The organism is Halobellus sp. Atlit-38R (assembly GCF_003665925.1).
Classification (GTDB): domain Archaea; phylum Halobacteriota; class Halobacteria; order Halobacteriales; family Haloferacaceae; genus Haloquadratum; species Haloquadratum inordinatus.
The window spans coordinates 1-475 of record NZ_QXIJ01000282.1; the positions used below are offsets into that span (position 1 = coordinate 1).

A 475-nucleotide genomic window follows, 5' to 3' on the forward strand; every position below is an offset into this window, starting at 1 on the left:
CGCTGTGGCTCCGGCGGTTCCGGCGGCGGCTCCCGGCCGACGCGCAGGTGCTGTTCTTCACGCCGCTCGTCGACGATACGGCGGCGACGCTCGCCCGCCGGATCGACGCGCACGGGCACCTCGTGACGGTCCTCTCGCCGGACCCCACCGCGACCGGGACGGTCGGCCAGCGGCTGACGACCTTCGAGCGGCGCCAGCGGCTGCGGTCGCTCCGGTCCGGGGGGATCCGCGCGGTGGAGTGGGGCGACGACTCCTTCCCGGTCGCCGTCGCGGCCGCGACGAGGCGGTGGTCGCGATGAGCGGCGACGAGTCGACGGCCCGGCCGACCGGCGACGACCCGATCGGCGACGGCCCGATCGGCGACGGCGCGCACGGCGACTTCCACGAGACGGACGCGCGGTCGCCGACGGTCGCGGTCGTCGCGAGCCTCGCGGCCGCGGGGGTCGCCGCGACCGCGGGGCTGGTCGCGAGCCCG

At 78.3% G+C, this 475-nt stretch carries 2 pseudogenes; both read left to right on the forward strand.

The window, feature by feature from the left end:
• Positions 1 to 299 (forward strand): annotated as a pseudogene (locus tag D3D02_RS19385) (DUF58 domain-containing protein); the annotation flags it as partial.
• Positions 296 to 475, forward strand: a pseudogene (locus tag D3D02_RS19390) (hypothetical protein); the annotation flags it as partial. The pseudogenes D3D02_RS19385 and D3D02_RS19390, both read left to right, overlap by 4 nt.